This window comes from Chromobacterium rhizoryzae, assembly GCF_020544465.1.
Taxonomy (GTDB): domain Bacteria; phylum Pseudomonadota; class Gammaproteobacteria; order Burkholderiales; family Chromobacteriaceae; genus Chromobacterium.
The window spans coordinates 4,966,509-4,984,009 of the sequence record NZ_CP066126.1; the positions used below are offsets into that span (position 1 = coordinate 4,966,509).

The following is a 17,501-nucleotide window of genomic DNA, read 5'->3' on the forward strand; positions in this document are numbered from 1 at the left end:
CCCTGGCTCAGCAGCCTCTCCCTCGTCCACTCGGATCATGACTCCTCCTTAGCGTATACGCGCCGCGAGTCCTGCAAGAGCCGCGGCCCAAGCCAGCGATCAGGCCTGACAGGGATACTCTACAAAAACACATATAAATATAAAATATAGATAAATATATATTTTATTAAGAAATAGAAAACAATCCTTTCAATATTAATATATTAATTAAAAATCATGAACAACCTCATGCTCAGCACAGACAGGCAAAACCTAGTTTTTTTAAGACTTTTCCTAATGATGATATTTCATGCCGATGCTAGCATCATGGGCAAACCTATAACCCACAACAAACAAAATCTTATACAGCTTAAAACCCTCAAAAATTCATCAAAGGATTCGGCAACGAAAGCCCTATCTGGATATAAAAATCATGAATGCCATTCAAACCGGAATAAATGTCCTGCGTACGCAAGGACAGGCCTTGATCCGACAAGCCGACACGCTGTCGGCGTCCTTCTCTCGCGCCATTGACTTCATGTACGCCACCACCGGAAAAGTCATCGTTTCCGGCATGGGCAAATCCGGCATCATCGGCCGCAAAATCGCCGCGACCCTGGCCTCCACCGGCACCCCCAGCTTCTTTGTCCATCCCGGCGAAGCCTTTCATGGCGATCTTGGAATGATCATGTCCAATGACTGCCTGCTGCTGATCTCCAATAGCGGGGAAACCGAGGAGGTGCTGCGTCTGCTGCCCTACCTCAAACACATCCAGGCCAAGGTTATCGCCATCACAGGCAAATCGGGCTCCACCCTGGCGACGCAAGCCGATTTGTCGCTCCCCATCCCAGTGGAGCGCGAAAGCTGCCCCAACAATCTGGCGCCCACCACCTCCACCACGCTCGCTCTGGCCATGGGCGACGCACTGGCCATGGCGCTGATGGAAAGGCGCCAGTTCCAGGCCGAAGATTTCGCCCGTTTCCATCCCGGCGGCGCGCTCGGCCGAAAGCTGCTGACCAAGACGAGAGACGCAATGCAGGTGCGCGTTCCCTTCAATCTTCCGGACGATAGCTTCAAAACCATCGTCAGCTCCATTACCGAAGGCTGCCTGGGCTTAACCGTGGTGGGCGCTCCCGACGCCCCCGCCATAGGCATCATCACCGACGGCGATTTGCGCCGCGCCATTGAACAGCACGAAGACCTCAAATCGCTGCGCGCTCGCGACATCATGAGCCCATCGCCATTTCACATTGCCGCGGAAGCCATGCTGTCGGAAGCGGAAACGCTGATGCAGCAGCACAAGATCACGGCCTTGCTGGTCACCGATGAAGAACGGCGAACCGTCGGCGTCATCAAATCGTTCGATATCTGATATGCGCAGCGGCTTCGACATCATGCGCACCACCGTGCACGCGCTACTGCTCAGAGAGCTGAAAACCCGCTTTGGCAAGTATCGGCTGGGTTATCTATGGGCGTTGTTGGAACCAGTGGCGCATATGGCCATCCTGTTGCTGGTGCTTGGCTTCATCATGCGACGCGCGATGCCCGGCGTTTCATTCCCGGTCTTTCTGCTCAGCGGCATTGTGCCTTACATGCTGTTCAGCAATATCTCCCTGCGCTCCTTGAACGCCATTGAGGCTAATCGCGGCCTGTTCAGCTACCGCCCGGTACACCCGCTGGACGCGGTACTGGCCCGTGCACTGCTCGAGAGCCTGATCTATGTGCTGGTTTACCTCATGCTGATGAGCGGCCTGTGGCTGGCAGGAGAAACCATACAGCTCAGCCAATTGCCGCTGCTGGCCACGGCATGGCTGCTGCTGAGTCTGCTGGCCTTGGGCTGTGGCCTGGTCTTCATGGTCCTGGGCCATGCGTTCAAAACGGCCGAAAAGCTGTTACCCATCTTGATGAAGCCACTTTACTTCCTCAGCGGGATCATGTTCCCCCCCAGCCTGATCCCCGGCGATTATCGCTGGCTGGTGGATTGGAACCCTCTGCTGCACGCCTTCGAATTGATGCGGCACGCGATCTTGCCCGGCTACCCGCTGAACGACGACAGCCTGTCCTACCTCTTCGCCTGGACTCTGGTCCTACTGTTTGCCGGCTTATCTCTCTATAAGGGCCGGGAACCGGCCATGTTGCGCTCATGATCCAGATACACAAACTCAGCAAATCCTATAAGACGCCAAGCGGACGCTTCTATGTCTTCAAAGACCTCAACCTTGAGATTCCATCCAATGTCAGCGTCGGCCTGATCGGCCGCAACGGCGCGGGCAAATCAACCTTGCTGCGCATCATCGGCGGCATGGATCGGCCGGATGGCGGCAGCATCGCCACCCGGCACAGCATCTCCTGGCCGGTGGGTTTGGCCAGCGGCTTTCAAGGCAGTATGACCGGGCGGGAAAACGTCAAATTCGTCGCCCGGCTCTATGCCCCCAAAAACGCACTGAACGACAAGGTCGCCTTCGTCGAAGACTTTGCGGAACTGGGCAACTACTTCGATATGCCGATCAAAACCTATTCCTCCGGCATGCGATCGAGACTCGGCTTTGGCCTGTCGATGGCCTTCCCTTTCGACTACTACCTGGTCGATGAGGTCACCGCGGTGGGCGACGCCGCCTTCAAACGGAAAAGCGCGGCACTGATGCAGGAGCGCCGCCAACACAGCCAGTTCCTGATGGTGTCGCACTCCATGTCCGAACTGAAGAAATTCTGCGACGCCGGACTATTGATCGGCCGCTCTCAGGTCCGCTATTTCCAAAACATTGACGATGCAGTCCAAGCCTATCGGGAAGAAGAAAATGTCGACGTGGTTTGACCGTTTCCGGCCCCAGGCCCTGCTCGCCCACCTTGTCTCTCCATGGGTCTGCATCGGCCTGCCGCTAGCCTTGTGCGGCGGATATTTTGCCCTGATCGCCCAGGACCGTTATGTCAGCGAATCCAAAGTCATCGTCAAGCGCTCCGGCGATGGCGGCGGCGATCTGAACCTGAGCACGCTGCTGGGGGCCGGGGCCTCCACCATCCGGGAAGACGCCATGCTGTTGCAGCAATACATACATTCACCGGACATGCTGCAGCGGCTGGAGCGGCGGCTGGCGCTCAAGCAGGCTTATCTCGCCGCCGGTCTGGACTGGCCGCATCAGTTGGCCGAATCGGCCAGCAAGGAAGACACGCTGGCTTTCTACCGTAACAAGGTCGGCGTCCAATTCGACGATAAAACCTCCTTGCTGACGATACGCAGCCAAGGCTTCACCCCCCAGTTCGCCCAACAACTGAATCTCGCCATCCTGCAAGAATGCGAGCGCTTCATCAACGGGCTGTCGCAGGCCATCAGCCGCAATGAACTGGCCTTCGCCCAGCAGGAGGCGGAACGCGCCTATCTGGGCCTGAACGCCGCCAAGGAAGCCTTGCTGAAATATCAGAACAGCCATGGTCAGCTCGACCCTGTCGCCCAAGCTCAGGCCGCCGGCCAACTCCTAGCGGAACTGCAGGCCAAGCAAACGCAGTTGGAGGCGGAGCTACGCAATTTACAAAGCTATCTGCAAAGCGATGCCCCACAAGTCACCGCTCTGACGGGTGCGCTCGAGGCGCTGAAAGCCCAGCTTCTCCATGAAAAGAGCAAGCTGGCCGCCCCCGAGGACGGAAAGCTGAATCGTCAAGCCGCCCAATATCAGGAACTGAAGTCAAAAGTCGACTTTCAAGCCGACCTGTACAAGTTGGCGCTGACCGCCTTGGAGAAAAGCCGGGTAGAGGCCAGCCATAAACGCAAAAGCCTTGCCGTCGTGAGCTCGCCACAACTGGCGGAAGACGCGGAATACCCACGCAAGCTTTATACCCTGGCCACGCTGCTGATCGCCTGCAGCCTGCTCTACGGCTGCGTACGCCTGGCCCTGTCCATCATCGAAGATCACAAGATTTAGCCCCATGATGCAACACGCCAAGATTCTCCCGTTTCTTTGCCTGGTCCTGAGCCAGGCTCACGCAGTGTCGCTTCTGCCCAGCTCGCAAGCAGAGTCGGAGCAGCCCCTGCGGCAGCAGGCCGCCGAGCGGGCAATACCGCCTCCGCCACAGGAGGCCCCGATCATCGTCCCGCCACAAGCGCCCGGCCGCATGTTCGGCTCGCAACTTTTTGGCGGCGCCTTCCGCAATAGCGCAGGCCTGGGCTTCAACCCCAACTACCAGCTGAGCATCGGCGATCGCATCGCGCTGCGCCTATGGGGCGCCTTCAACTTTGACGCGCAGCTGCTCATCGACCCCCAGGGCAATATTTTCATTCCGAACATCGGCCCGGTGTCGGTCGCCGGCATACGCAACGGCGAATTGAACACGGCGGTGTCAAACCGAGTGCGTCGCGTCTACAAGGCCAACGTCAACGTCTACGCGGCGCTGGACATCGCTCAGCCGGTCAAGGTCTTCGTCACCGGTTTTGTCAAACAACCCGGCCTCTACGGCGGCATCGCCGCCGACAGCGTGCTCAGCTATCTGGACAAGGCCGGCGGCGTCGACGCCGAGCGCGGCAGCTATGTCGACATTCAGATCAAGCGCGGCGACATCGTGCGCCAACGCGTCAACCTCTACGACTTTCTGCTTCAGGGCCGGATGGACATGACGCAGTTCTCCGACGGCGACGTCATTGTGGTCGGTCCGCGCCAGCATACCTTCACGGTCAGCGGCGAGGTGTTCAATGCCTATGACTTCGAATTTGGACAGAACAGCATCAGCCTACAGCAAGCCTTGCAAGTCTCCCGCCCCAAGCCCGGAGCCACTCACGCCAGCATCATTCGTCGCCAGGGCACGCAGAAGCGCAGCGAATACTACCCGCTGGAACAGGCTGGAAATGTGATGTTGCAGGATGGCGATCAGCTGTTGATCAGCGCCGACCGTTACGCCGGCACGATCCAGGTGCGAGTGGAAGGCGCTCATTCAGGCGAACACGCCATCGTACTGCCCTACGGAGCCAGCATGGCCGACGTGCTGGCCAAGGTTCAGGCCAACAGCATGTCTCGGGTGGACGCGCTACAGCTGTTCCGCAAATCAGTGGCCGAGCGGCAAAAAACCATGCTGGAACAATCATTGCAGAAATTGCAGGAGGCTGCGCTCTCCGCCCGCTCCGCCACCAAGGAAGAAGCGGATTTACGGGTTAAAGAAGCCGAGTTGATTGAACGCTTCGTGGCCCAAGCCAGCAAGATTGAACCACGGGGACAAGTGGTACTGAATCAGGACAACCTGCAAACCACCTTGCTGGAGGATGGCGACATTATCCGCATCCCTGAAAAAACCAGCGTCGTGATGGTACATGGCGAGGTGCTGTTTCCCAATGCCGTTAGCTGGCAGAAAAACTTTAATGTCGGTGACTACATCAACCGTGTTGGCGGCTATTCCCAAGGGGCCGACCACTCCCGCCTGATCTTGATAAAACAAAACGGCGAAGTTCAAGCCGCGGCCTCTCGCGACCAGGTGGTTGCCGGTGACGAAGTCATGGTGCTGCCGAAAATTAGCAGCAAAAACATTGAAGTAGTACGCGGAATATCCCAAATCATTTACCAAATTGCCGTTGCCGCAAAAGTCATTCTCAATCTGTGATCGCTGGAGAACATCATGCGTGTTTTAACTATATTCGGCACTCGACCCGAAGCTATCAAAATGGCTCCTCTCGTTCAAGCACTGGCACGCAGCACCCAAATCGAGGCAAAAGTCTGTGTCACCGCTCAACATAGACAGATGCTGGATCAGGTACTTGAGCTATTCGATATTACACCGGATTATGATCTGGACATCATGCGTCCAGGACAAAATCTACAAAGCATCACCACGGATATCATCACTAGACTCTCACCAGTACTTGACTCACTCCAACCCGACTATGTGCTGGTGCATGGCGATACCACCACTACGCTGGCTGCAGCTCAGGCCTCCTTCTACAAACAAATCCGCGTCTGCCATGTAGAGGCGGGGTTGCGCACTGGCAATATCCTCTCGCCATGGCCGGAAGAAGGCAACCGCCGCATCACCGGAGCGCTGGCCGCTTATCATTTTGCCCCGACGCTGAACGCCTATGACAATTTGCGCAGTGAGAACATCCCCTCTGACAAAATTCTTATTACCGGCAACACAGTCATTGATGCACTGCTGATAGCCATAGATAAGCTTGAAAATAATAGTAACTTACGTAACAGCGTGCACAAGCAATTTCCCTTCTTGGATAAAGGTAAACGCACAGTACTAGTGACAGCGCACCGACGTGAGAACTTTGGCGATGGCATTCTCAATATCTGCGAGGCCATAAAGCAATTGTCTAAAAAATATCCAGAAATCGATTTTGCTTACCCGGTGCACCCCAATCCAAATATCAAACAACCGGTAGAACAAAACCTCTCTGATCTAAACAATGTGCAGCTTATTCCTCCATTAGACTATCTGCCCTTTGTCTATCTGATGTCCCGCTCCACGCTAATCCTGACAGATTCAGGCGGCATTCAAGAAGAAGCACCATCGCTGGGTAAACCTGTACTCGTCATGCGGGATACGACTGAACGCCCGGAAGCGGTTGCCGCAGGTACTGCACGTTTAGTCGGCACTGATCCTCAACAAATTCTGCATGCTTGTAGCGAACTACTTGATCAGCCATTGCAGTACCAAAAAATGGCTCAAGCCCATAACCCCTATGGCGACGGTCAATCCAGTTCTCGCATTATCGATTTCCTCTTAAAAAACCATCAACACAACCTTTGAGACCACACATGATCAATAAAACCATTTCAGTTATAGGCTTAGGTTATATCGGGCTACCTACCGCTGCTATTTTTGCCGTCCAAAAAACTAAAGTCATTGGCATCGACATCAATCAACATACTGTCGACACTATCAATCAAGGCCGAATTCATATTGTAGAACCCGGTCTGGACAGCATTGTCCATACGGCCGTCACCGCAGGCTACTTGCGGGCATCCACGCAGCCAGAACCCGCTGATGCATTTTTAATCGCGGTGCCAACTCCATTTAAAGAAGATTACAAGCCAGATCTTTCTTACATTCAGGCCGCAGCAAAAAGCATTGCCAATGTGTTGAAACGAGGCGATTTGATTATTTTGGAGTCTACATCTCCCGTAGGTACAACAGAGAAGATGGTGGAATGGTTAAAGCAATGGCGGGAAGATTTAAAATTCGCTAATGCGAAATCAGAAGATTGCGATGTTTATATTGCCTATTGCCCAGAGCGAATATTGCCAGGTCAAGTTATTCGCGAACTAGTTGAAAACGATAGACTTATAGGCGGCATCAATAATATCTCAACACAGAAAGCCAAAGATATCTACAAAATATTTGTCAAAGGAGAGTTAATACCCACCAATGTGCGTACTGCAGAAATGGCAAAACTAACAGAGAACGCATATCGCGATGTTAATATTGCATTCGCCAATGAATTATCTTTAATTTGCGACAAACTGGACATCAATGTCTGGGAGTTGATTAGAGTTGCCAACCACCATCCGCGAGTCAATATTCTACAACCCGGCCCTGGTGTCGGTGGACACTGTATCGCTGTCGACCCTTGGTTTATCGTTCACAGCGCATTTGAACAAACCCGCCTGATCCGCTCTGCACGAGAAATCAATGACAGCAAGCCATTCTGGGTGATCCAACAAGTAAATCAAGCTATAGAAAATTTAAACCAACAAGGCATGTCCAAGAAAGACATCAAAATTACGTGTTTAGGTCTAGCTTTCAAGCCTGATATTGATGATCTACGCGGCAGTCCTGCACTCGACATCACTCTTGGTTTAGCCCAGCTTTACCCTGGCCAGATTCTTGCCGTCGAGCCCAATATTGAACACGTACCCACACAAATTCACGCCTCAGCGATTCCACTCGTCACATTAGAAACAGCTATTGCAAAATCTCACATACTAGTTTTTCTTGTGGCTCATAAAGATTTTAATCAGTCAACAAACATCCAGTCTGAAAGACCAATAAATCAACTAATTATTGATACTGTTGGTGCATACAATCGTCAACCATGTCGATTGGTATCGACAAATAAATCGAAGACGCAACACAACCTCCCCCTTCCAAAAATCACGCTGCCCGAAACTTTAAGTCATGAACATTAAAAAAACGCTGCAGGATAAAAACCTAAAGAGTGTCGTAAGAAAGTACGACGAAATACTTACGACCATTTTCGCCACCATCACAAAAAAAGTCGGAAGTAATATTTTTTCCGAGATAAATAGCTCATTTTTTTCATTTAATAAGAACACTCAGCTTACTCAATGGTCTGTCTCAGACACGACTCAAGCACACCTAATTAAAAATATTGCTAGCGGTAATGATGAAATAATTGTAGAGGTCAAGACAGAGTCGGGAAAGAGCATCTACATCTATACTGATGCGGGATTCCTCGACTTACCACCTAAAGAGAAGAAATGGGCGGTTGAAACTAAGAAAACCTATCAAGTACATATACACTGTAAGTACGGCTCCAAGCGTCCATCCTGTGCAGTGTTTATAATTTTTTATGATGAAAAAATGAGAATTGGGCACAAATACCAACTCATTTACAACAACCTTAACAAGGTTGAGTTTCAGCCCCCCGAAGAGGCTAAAAGCTTCCGTCTCGCAATCAAACTCTCAGGAGAAGGATGCGTAACGATCAGAAAACCTTCCATGTGGATATCTCAAGAACCTGCATTGCCTGAAACAACCTTTGATGACACTGATCCAATAAATCAAATTAGTAAACAGGTCGAGTGGAAACTACAAACTATTCAAGAATTACTCGCAGATGTCCCGCAAGGAGTCGAAGAGAAAGACAAGCAAGAAGAACTGCTTACTAACAAACTTGCAAAAGCACTATATGAAAAAGAAAAACTAGCCTCCTCATTTCAATACCACCTTGGAAAGACAGTTGCGCAAATGGTAAGCGGCTCGTGGCACGATTTTTTCCTCACACCCAAACGTTTGATAAAAATTAGGGCGGCAAAGAAAAAAGGAAAGCTCCAAGCAAAACCATTCAACGACGAATTAAAGGCCAAGCTTCTTGAAAGTGTTGGAATTATTTATTCAGGCAGGCGACGCGACAATATCACTTGGCCAGAGTTTGAAGCCAAAGGCCATAAACGCAATCAGCACCTCAACGTTGTATGTATTACCGATAAATTTACTTTTGACTGCTTCCATTACGAGGCCAACTTTATTCCTTTGACCAAAAATCATTGGAGAGATGAAATTGACAATAACTCTCCGACAATGTTTTTTATTGAATCAGCCTGGAATGGAAACGATGGTGAGTGGATATACTCTATGTCGAGCTTTCAGGGAAAGCATGGAGACCCACTACGAGCCGTTATTCAATATTGCAAAATAAAAAATATTCCCGTGGTTTTTTGGAATAAAGAAGACCCTACTAACTACAATATATTTATTGATGTTGCTGCCGAATGTGACTACATTTTTACTACCGACTCAAATTTAATTGAAACTTATAAATTACGAGTGGGTCACAATCGTGTTTATCCACTCGCTTTTGCTGCTCAACCAGCCCTTCATAATCCAATCCGAAATAAGAAACTTCCAATATACGATATTTGTTTTGCTGGTAGTTGGTATAACAATGGCCATGACACTCGTAGAATACAGACAGAAATAATTCTCGATGGCATTTTGGACCGCCAGCTTCACATCTATGATCGCATGCTATATGCGACAAAACATCGAGAGTCTCGCATCTTCCCGATAAAGTACCAGCCTTTTATTGTGGGGTCATTAGACTATGCGCAAATGATAACAGCCTATCGCCAGTATAAGGTCTTTCTGAATATTAATACGATACAAGATTCTCCAACCATGTTTTCACGGCGGGTATTTGAAATCTTGGCTTGTGGCACATCAATTATCTCTACTCCATCTAAGGGTATTGATGAGATGCTCGCTGGTCATGTAAAAATTGTCAACTCACAAGAACAAACCGCCGAGACCGTGAAATTTTTACTAAGTTCAGACCTTGAGCGTGAGGCAATGAATCATCAAGCAACTAGGCACTGTCTACAAAAACATACTTATGCGAAGAGATTCGCAGATATTGCTTATAGATTAAAACTCCCCGTTGAGCAGGCCGAAGTCGACAAAGTCAGCACTATCATGTGCACTAACCGTCTACAAAATATAAAAATAATGATAGCGAATTACTGCAGGCAGCTTCATAAAAACAAAGAACTGATCATTATTCTGAATAATGATCAGTTCAATATTGGCCAAGTAAAAAACCAGGTTTCCCATCTTAAAAACACTCAGGTATTTCAATTACCACAAGAAAAAACTCTTGGCGAATGTTTGAACTTTGGCATTTACAAAGCCTCTGGGGATTATATTGCTAAAATGGATGATGATGATTTGTATGGCCCACATTACCTTACAGATAGTTTGATTGCACTTAATTACAGTGGCGCCGATATAGTTGGAAAACACACTTATTGGTGTTTTGTTGAAGCAGCCCGTAGCATGGGAATAAAAAATAAAGGTCATGACAACATATATACTGACTTTATTTCTGGAGGCACTCTGATCATTAGAAGACACATCTTCAATACTGTACGCTTCCATGCCAAGAACCGCGGCGAGGACACTAATTTCCTTAGAGAGTGCAAAGAGAATGGTTTTCTTATTTATTCTTCTGACAAATACAATTTCATCCAAATGCGTCACAAGCCAACCACGCATACATGGTCAATTTCTGATGAAGAATATCTAAAAAATTGCACGCCTATATTCAACCACCTCAATACAGATGCTTCATTTATATGAACAAAATTCATGCAACCTATTAACACATCAAAAAAACCAGTTGCATTTCTGTAAAATAGATTCCAAGTATGATTTAAATTATCACTCGTGAGAGAGTCATTATTCAGCGTAAGTTATTATTTATTCTAAATGTAAAAATTACTTATCAATCACCAATCAGCAGTGAGGCCATATGATTTACTATGCCATACCTCTTAGATCAAAACACACATCCAACAATTGGAATAATGTATGTAGCCAACTAAAGTCTACCATAGAGTCTATTCATATATCAGGTGGAGAGTACTCCATAATTATTGCTGGGCATGAAAAGCCTGACTTCCTAGAAGACATAGCAGAAAACATATCATTCATACAAGCCACCATCCCTATTCCAAAAAATCAACAAGGATATATGCTGGACAAAATGTCAAAGAAAATATTAGCCAAGAATAAAATATTATCGACAGCCAAACCTGGTGATCTTTTTATGTTTTTTGATGCTGATGATTTAGTTGCAAAATCTTTCTATACGGACATATCAAAAACATTCAATGAAAACCCCGCCATTGATGACATCGCCTTATACTCTGGGTATGTTTTTGATTACAACAGAAAAAAAATATCCCATTTAGACGGTAAGTCGAAAATATTTTATAAAAACTGTGGAAGTTGTTTTATTTCTAAAATATCTGAGCTAGATATAATTGAATTCGATAGCGATAATTCATTTTTCTCATCATTGAAAGACCATACAAAATTCCCAACCTCATCAATAGCTTACGGCCGGAGCTTTGTAGCGTTGAAAGCCCCCATCACTTGTTACATTGTCAATCACGGATCAAATGACTCTGCGGAAAGAGTTGGAACAAAAGAAATTGAATTGTTTGTAGATCAGCACATATGCAAAGATAATTTTTTACTGGAAAATTTTCGCTCCCAATTTTCCAATGAATTATTCTAGATAAGAATATATGCTTCACTTTATTTGGCACTTCAATAAAAATCACTTCGTAAAAGCCCTGTCCTCTCTTCCATCCACTCAAAATTGGGCACTGACAAATTGTAAGCTATGGGCATTTTATCAATTGGGGGCCTACCTGACAGTTTCTCAAGCCGTATCCCACAAACTGGGTTGGCGTGGGGTGTTTGCTAAAACAGTGTCGTTAGCTGCCTGCGGCCAAATGGCAATGGCACGGCAGATGTTGAAACGATTCCGCCAGCAAGCTTGCTGGCGACAACACGACATTGCTCTGGCCGATGCGCTTTTACCATTCTTGCCAGAAGAAGCACTATCCTTGTTAAAAAACAGCCCGGCCCCCCCCTCCACTTTATTAGCCGCAGCCCTGTTACGGAACGGCAAAACTATGGAGGCTCAACACCTGCTTCGGAACCAGTCGCAACACTCCCTGCAACAAGAACCTGAACTATATCTATTGCTCACTAATGCAGACGGAGGAACACCCCTAGACCAACTGCATCGGCTCAATGCCTTTCTAGCCGCGTATGAGGTACCCCGATTGTGGCTACTCGATACGTCACAGCCACCTTCTATACTGAACGTGACGGTTCTCCATGCTAGTACTTCGGTCATCGGTCCATTGGTCTCTGTGCTTATGACAACATTCCGGACGGGTACCCGCGCACTGGCAGCTATCGAATCCGTATTAGCGCAAAGTTATCGGAATTTGGAATTAATCGTGGTGGATGATGCCAGCGACGATCAAACGCCAGACCTGCTTACTGCTATTGCCAAGCGCGATACACGAGTACAAGTGATTCGCTTACCGAAGAATGTCGGTACCTATATTGCCAAGCGCATCGGCTTGGAACGCGCCAAAGGCGAGTTTGTCACTTGCCACGACTCGGATGACTGGATGCATCCGGAAAGAATTGCCCGACAGGTGACTCCATTATTGGCGGATAGCCGGCTTATCTGCACAACCTCCAACTGGGTACGCATTCAGGACGATGGCGTATTTTATGCCCGCCCTGTGCATCCACTCATGCGCCTCAATCCGGCTTCCCCACTGTTTCGGCGTGAGCGAGTTTTGTATGCAACGGGACCATGGGACTGTGTCCGAACAGGAGCGGACAGCGAGTTTCTGGCTCGACTACGTGTGGTGTTCGGTACCAAAGCGATCAAGAAAATCCGCCAACCATTGACGTTAGGCTGCCACCGCCCAAATTCACTGATGACCGCAAGCGATACCGGGTATTCAGATACCGCCATATCTCCACAGCGGCTCGCTTACTGGGAGGCTTGGTCCAACTGGCATCTCGAAATGCTCTCACGCAAACAAGTGCCCAGAATCAATGCAGACATTATCACTGCATTACAGCAGAGGCCCTTTTCCGCGCCAAGCAAAATTCTTGTAGAACCAAACGACGCGCTACAAAGCTTGTCAACCCTGCGCTCACAGTAACTTAATTTTTGATAACATCCGGATACTCTCATGACACGCAGAATTAAAAAGGCTGTTTTCCCCGTAGCCGGCATGGGTACGCGGTTTTTACCGGCCACCAAGGCCAGCCCCAAGGAAATGCTGCCAATTGTCGACAAGCCTCTGATTCAATACGCGGTGGAGGAGGCGATTGCAGCCGGCATGACTGAGCTCATTTTCATCACCGGCCGCAACAAGCGGAGCATCGAAGACCATTTCGACAAAGCTTACGAGCTGGAAACCGAACTGGAGCTGCGCAACAAACACAAACTTTTGCCACTGGCGCAAGGCATCCTGCCACCGCATGTCTCCTGTCTATATATCCGTCAAGCCGAAGCGCTGGGACTAGGGCATGCCGTATTGTGTGCCCAGCCAGCGGTAGGCAATGAACCATTTGCCGTGATTCTGGCTGATGATCTGATAGACAGTGAGCCTGGTGCCTTGGCACAAATGGTAAAGCTATATGAACAGCAGCCCACTTCTATCCTAGGAGTGGAAAACGTGCCGCGCGAAGCCACCCGCTCTTACGGTATTGTGGAAACATCCATGCAGGATGAGAACGTGCAACGTATCACCAGCATTGTGGAGAAGCCTCACCCCTCCGTAGCGCCTTCCACGCTGGCCGTAGTGGGGCGCTATATCCTGACACCAGGTGTTTTTGACAGACTTAGGCATTTGAAACCCGGAGTAGGCGGTGAAATTCAACTGACCGATGGCATTGCGGCCCTCATTAAGGATGAACCAGTACTGGCACTTCCACTACAAGGCATTCGCTATGACTGCGGCTCCAAACTGGGTTATCTGCAAGCGACTGTAAAATTTGGCTTAAAACACCCTGAAACGCATCAAGCATTCTCCGCTTTTTTGGCGGAAAACCTGCGGTGACAATTGCCGTTCTTTCACATGGCATTGCCCGTATTCCTCATCTGCAGGAGTTGACCGGTCTGCCGGTCTGCCATCGCCGCTGGCCGCTGCTACTCCCAACTAGCCCTCTGACAGCCGTGGTCGGTTGGGGCTTGCGCCCATCCGCTCGTCGCGCCCGCGCCTTTGCGCTACAGCGCGGCCTGCCTTATATCGCACTGGAGGATGGCTTTCTGCGCTCGCTCGGCCTAGGCGTCAACGGCGAGCCGCCTCTGTCTCTGCTGATAGACGAGATAGGCATCTACTATGACGCTGGCCATTCATCACAGTTGGAACGGCTGATTGCTTCGACATCGCTATCCCCATCCGAGCAACTGGACGCTCAATGCGGCCTGAAACGGATGCGCCGTGACCGGCTCTCCAAATACAACCACGCCCCAGCCCTTGCCTTGCCCCCCAAAAACGGCCGCCCACGCGTATTAGTGCTGGATCAAACGACAGGCGATGTATCCGTCCAATTGGGCGGCGCGGACGCGCTCACTTTCCAAGCCATGCTGGAAGCCGCCTGCCGCGAACACCCTACAGCGGAAATCTGGGTAAAGACGCATCCCGACGTGGTGGCCGGCAAGAAACGGGGCTATCTGCCGCACCCGCCTCCCGGCACCCGCTTGATCGCAGAAGACGCCTGCCCCCAATCACTGCTGGCCCAGGTTGACGTGGTGTACACCGCCACCTCTCACATGGGCTTCGAAGCCTTGATTGCCGGCTGCCGGGTCGTCTGTTTCGGCATGCCCTGGTATGCGGGCTGGGGGCTGACCGATGACCGTCATCCAGAAATGCCCACACTAAAGTTGCGCCGGCACTGCCACCGGACTTTAGAAGAGTTGTTTCACGCCGCCTACCTGCGATACGCCCGCTACATTCATCCGGAAACCGGCGAACCCAGTACCTTCTTCGACGTGGCGGAATGGATTCATCTGAACCGGACCCTACGGGAACAAACTAGCGGCACTCTGTGGTGTGTCGGCATGAGTTGGTGGAAACGCGCGGTGGTGTGGCCCTTTCTGAAACAGCCCGGCAACCAGATCCGTTTCATCTCCAGACCAGACCGATTGCCGCCGCGGCTGCCTCCAAACAGCAAGCTGGTAGCCTGGGGCATGGCGCGGGACGCCGCCGCTCTGGCGGCACGGCGCGGCCTGCCCTTGCTCAGAATGGAAGACGGATTCATCCGTTCTCTCGGGTTGGGCTCCGATTTGCAGCCGCCCTTATCCGTGGTGGTGGACGACGCCGGCCTCTATTACGCGCCGACACCCTCCTCTCGCCTGGAACAGCTGCTCGGCGAACTCGAACCGGAGCCTCAGCAGATTCTCCGCGCCCAGCGCCTCAGGCTGCGGCTGCTGGAACTGCGAATCAGCAAATACAATGTGGGCGCCGCGTTTGAGCTCTCCGCCGAGGCAGCAGGAAAAACCATCGTCCTGGTTCCCGGCCAAGTGGAAGACGACGCCTCCCTCCGCGAAGCTTCCCCCTGGCTCACAGACAATCTATCGCTGTTGCGCGAAGTGCGCCGGCGGCGTCCGCGCGCCTGGCTGATCTACAAGCCCCACCCCGATGTCGCCTCCGGCAACCGGCGCGGAGCCATCCCCGATCAGGAAACGGCCCGCTTGGCGGACCAAGTGGCGGCCAAGGCCGACATCCTGGCCTGCCTGGCCGTCGCGGACGAAGTCCACACCATGACCTCCCTGACAGGCTTCGAAGCCCTGCTGCGCGGCAAGCCGGTGCATTGCTACGGCATGCCTTTCTATGCCGGATGGGGCCTGACTCAAGACCTAAGACCCTTGCCCCATAGGCAACGCCGGCTCACTCTCGAGCAGTTGGTCTATGGGACGCTGATTGCCTACCCGCGTTATGTGATTCCGGGTCAGCCGGGCTTTGCCAGAGCCGAAGCCGTGGTAGAACACCTGTGGCGACGCAAGCAGTCGCTCGGACCCGCTCAAACCCGCTCGCACTGGCTGGCGAGACAGTGGCGCAAGGGCCTGGGCCTGCTGCGCACACTGCTTTGAGCTCGCGCCCGTCATGCTCGCCGCTCAAGCCCTGCTCTCCCATCAACGCCTGCTGCTCTTGCAAGGGCCGATGGGCCACTTCTTCAATCAACTGGCCAGTTGGTTGAATCGCCACGGCGCGCACGTGGCCAAGATCAATTTCAACGGCGGGGACCGGCTATATCACCGGCATCTGGACGCCACCGACTACCGTGGGCGGCCGGAGGATTTCCCCCCCTGGCTACAGGCGTTTTTACGGGCCCAGCGTATCGACGCCGTCGTCTGCTTCGGCGATTGCCGCCGCTACCACAGCCTAGCGGCCCGGGTCTGCAAGGAACAGGCCATAGCCTTCTACGCCTTCGAGGAAGGTTATCTGCGCCCCGACTACATCACGCTGGAACAGGACGGGGTCAACGCCCACTCCCACTTGGCCGCCAATCCGGCCGCGATGCTGCGATACGAAGCCAGCCAGCCGCCGGCCCCCACGCCCACCAGAGCGTCTTTTCGCCGGATGGCCTTCGACGCCGCCCGCTACTATGTCGCGGGCTGGTGTTGGCGCGCGCGCTACCCGCATTATCAGCATCACAAGGACTTCTCCCCTTTTCGCGAATGCTTCTTCTGGCTGCGCGCCGGCTGGCGCAAAGCGCTGTATCAGGCCCTGGAGCACAGACTGCGTCGCCATATCCTGCGCGAATGGGACCAACGCTATTTTCTGGTTCCCTTGCAGGTCTTCAACGACAGCCAGGTATTGCACCATAGCCCTTACTCGGATATGCGCGAATTCATCGCGGAGGTGATCTTTTCTTTTGCCCAACACGCCCCGCAACATACGGCTCTGGTGTTGAAACACCATCCGCTGGATCGGGGCCATAGAAACTATTCGGCCTATATAGCCAGGCTGGCCAGACAAAACCGTATCGCGTCCCGCGTGTACTATATGCACGACGGTCATTTGCCCAGCTTGCTGAAACATAGCCTGGGCGTCGTCACCATCAATAGCACCGTAGGCTTGTCCGCCTTGCATCACGACAAGCCCCTGATCACCTTGGGGCGGGCGCTATACGATATTCCCGGCCTGACTTGCCAAACCGGGCTGCATCAATTCTGGAGCCGGCCACCGCCGCCTCAGGCCTGGCTGTACCGGAAACTGCGCTCCTATCTCGTCAAACATACCCAACTGAATGGTGCTTACTTTGGCTATTCGCCTTGGCTGGAGCGATCTTTTCCTCTTGATCCGCGCCCAACTGCGACTCACCCGGTCCGCTAGCCAAGCCTCCCGCTTCCCCCACCCTGTGATCTCGTATAGCGATAAAAATCATCGCCTACCCACCAACCGCGGCTTGCACTCTTCGTCGGCTGGTTTTGCTCACCCACGCCATCACAGAAAACGTATTGAACTCCA

General features: G+C 51.6%; 13 protein-coding genes. All 13 read left to right on the forward strand.

Going from position 1 to position 17,501, the window contains the following annotated elements; translation table 11 throughout:
• Positions 1-412 precede the first annotated feature (412 nt).
• The 13 genes from JC616_RS22705 to JC616_RS22765 all read left to right on the forward strand — a co-directional run bounded on the left by JC616_RS22705 (position 413) and on the right by JC616_RS22765 (position 17,366).
• Positions 413-1,351, forward strand: a complete 939-nt coding sequence (locus JC616_RS22705; RefSeq protein WP_227105601.1) for a KpsF/GutQ family sugar-phosphate isomerase — start codon at positions 413-415, stop codon at positions 1,349-1,351.
• A gap of 1 nt (position 1,352) precedes the next feature.
• A complete protein-coding gene (locus JC616_RS22710) occupies positions 1,353-2,126 on the forward strand; it encodes an ABC transporter permease (RefSeq protein ID WP_227105602.1) in 774 nt (257 codons plus the stop codon).
• Complete coding sequence (locus JC616_RS22715; protein WP_227105603.1) at positions 2,123-2,794, forward strand: ABC transporter ATP-binding protein; 672 nt, start codon at positions 2,123-2,125, stop codon at positions 2,792-2,794. Before JC616_RS22710 ends, JC616_RS22715 begins: the two co-directional genes overlap by 4 nt.
• Positions 2,778-3,896: a hypothetical protein gene (locus JC616_RS22720; protein ID WP_227105604.1), complete on the forward strand. Its 1,119-nt coding sequence runs from the start codon at positions 2,778-2,780 to the stop codon at positions 3,894-3,896. The genes JC616_RS22715 and JC616_RS22720 overlap by 17 nt, the downstream gene beginning before the upstream one ends.
• A 4-nt stretch (positions 3,897-3,900) precedes the next feature.
• On the forward strand, positions 3,901-5,559 hold the full coding sequence (locus JC616_RS22725; RefSeq protein WP_227105605.1) for a polysaccharide biosynthesis/export family protein: 1,659 nt from the start codon (positions 3,901-3,903) through the stop codon (positions 5,557-5,559).
• Positions 5,560-5,574: 15 nt separating this feature from the next.
• Positions 5,575-6,708, forward strand: coding sequence for a non-hydrolyzing UDP-N-acetylglucosamine 2-epimerase (gene wecB, locus JC616_RS22730; protein ID WP_227105606.1), 1,134 nt, complete (start codon positions 5,575-5,577; stop codon positions 6,706-6,708).
• Positions 6,709-6,716: 8 nt separating this feature from the next.
• A complete protein-coding gene (gene wecC, locus JC616_RS22735; RefSeq protein WP_227105607.1) occupies positions 6,717-8,087 on the forward strand; it encodes a UDP-N-acetyl-D-mannosamine dehydrogenase in 1,371 nt (456 codons plus the stop codon).
• The gene (locus JC616_RS22740) at positions 8,077-10,776 is read left to right on the forward strand and encodes a glycosyltransferase family protein (protein WP_227105608.1); all 2,700 of its coding nucleotides are present in this window, start codon (positions 8,077-8,079) and stop codon (positions 10,774-10,776) included. Before wecC ends, JC616_RS22740 begins: the two co-directional genes overlap by 11 nt.
• Before the next feature lie 172 nt (positions 10,777-10,948).
• Positions 10,949-11,719 (forward strand): hypothetical protein, encoded by a 771-nt coding sequence (locus JC616_RS22745; protein ID WP_227105610.1) that lies wholly within the window; start codon positions 10,949-10,951, stop codon positions 11,717-11,719.
• A 10-nt stretch (positions 11,720-11,729) separates the two neighbouring features.
• Positions 11,730-13,181 (forward strand): glycosyltransferase family 2 protein, encoded by a 1,452-nt coding sequence (locus JC616_RS22750; RefSeq protein WP_227105612.1) that lies wholly within the window; start codon positions 11,730-11,732, stop codon positions 13,179-13,181.
• A 30-nt stretch (positions 13,182-13,211) separates the two neighbouring features.
• Positions 13,212-14,084, forward strand: a complete 873-nt coding sequence (gene galU / locus JC616_RS22755) for a UTP--glucose-1-phosphate uridylyltransferase GalU (RefSeq protein ID WP_227105613.1) — start codon at positions 13,212-13,214, stop codon at positions 14,082-14,084.
• A complete protein-coding gene (locus JC616_RS22760) occupies positions 14,081-16,120 on the forward strand; it encodes a capsular polysaccharide biosynthesis protein (protein WP_227105615.1) in 2,040 nt (679 codons plus the stop codon). The genes galU and JC616_RS22760 overlap by 4 nt, the downstream gene beginning before the upstream one ends.
• 13 nt (positions 16,121-16,133) lie before the next feature.
• A complete protein-coding gene (locus JC616_RS22765) occupies positions 16,134-17,366 on the forward strand; it encodes a capsule biosynthesis protein (RefSeq protein ID WP_227105617.1) in 1,233 nt (410 codons plus the stop codon).
• Positions 17,367-17,501 lie beyond the last annotated feature (135 nt).

Coding starts and splice junctions, on each gene's coding strand:
- JC616_RS22710 (WP_227105602.1), top strand. CDS start 1,353: ATGCGCAGCGGCTTCGACATCATGCGCACCACCGTGCACGCGCTACTG.
- JC616_RS22740 (WP_227105608.1), top strand. CDS start 8,077: ATGAACATTAAAAAAACGCTGCAGGATAAAAACCTAAAGAGTGTCGTA.
- galU (WP_227105613.1), top strand. CDS start 13,212: ATGACACGCAGAATTAAAAAGGCTGTTTTCCCCGTAGCCGGCATGGGT.
- JC616_RS22720 (WP_227105604.1), top strand. CDS start 2,778: ATGTCGACGTGGTTTGACCGTTTCCGGCCCCAGGCCCTGCTCGCCCAC.
- JC616_RS22715 (WP_227105603.1), top strand. CDS start 2,123: ATGATCCAGATACACAAACTCAGCAAATCCTATAAGACGCCAAGCGGA.
- JC616_RS22725 (WP_227105605.1), top strand. CDS start 3,901: ATGATGCAACACGCCAAGATTCTCCCGTTTCTTTGCCTGGTCCTGAGC.
- JC616_RS22750 (WP_227105612.1), top strand. CDS start 11,730: ATGCTTCACTTTATTTGGCACTTCAATAAAAATCACTTCGTAAAAGCC.
- JC616_RS22745 (WP_227105610.1), top strand. CDS start 10,949: ATGATTTACTATGCCATACCTCTTAGATCAAAACACACATCCAACAAT.
- JC616_RS22765 (WP_227105617.1), top strand. CDS start 16,134: ATGCTCGCCGCTCAAGCCCTGCTCTCCCATCAACGCCTGCTGCTCTTG.
- wecB (WP_227105606.1), top strand. CDS start 5,575: ATGCGTGTTTTAACTATATTCGGCACTCGACCCGAAGCTATCAAAATG.
- wecC (WP_227105607.1), top strand. CDS start 6,717: ATGATCAATAAAACCATTTCAGTTATAGGCTTAGGTTATATCGGGCTA.
- JC616_RS22705 (WP_227105601.1), top strand. CDS start 413: ATGAATGCCATTCAAACCGGAATAAATGTCCTGCGTACGCAAGGACAG.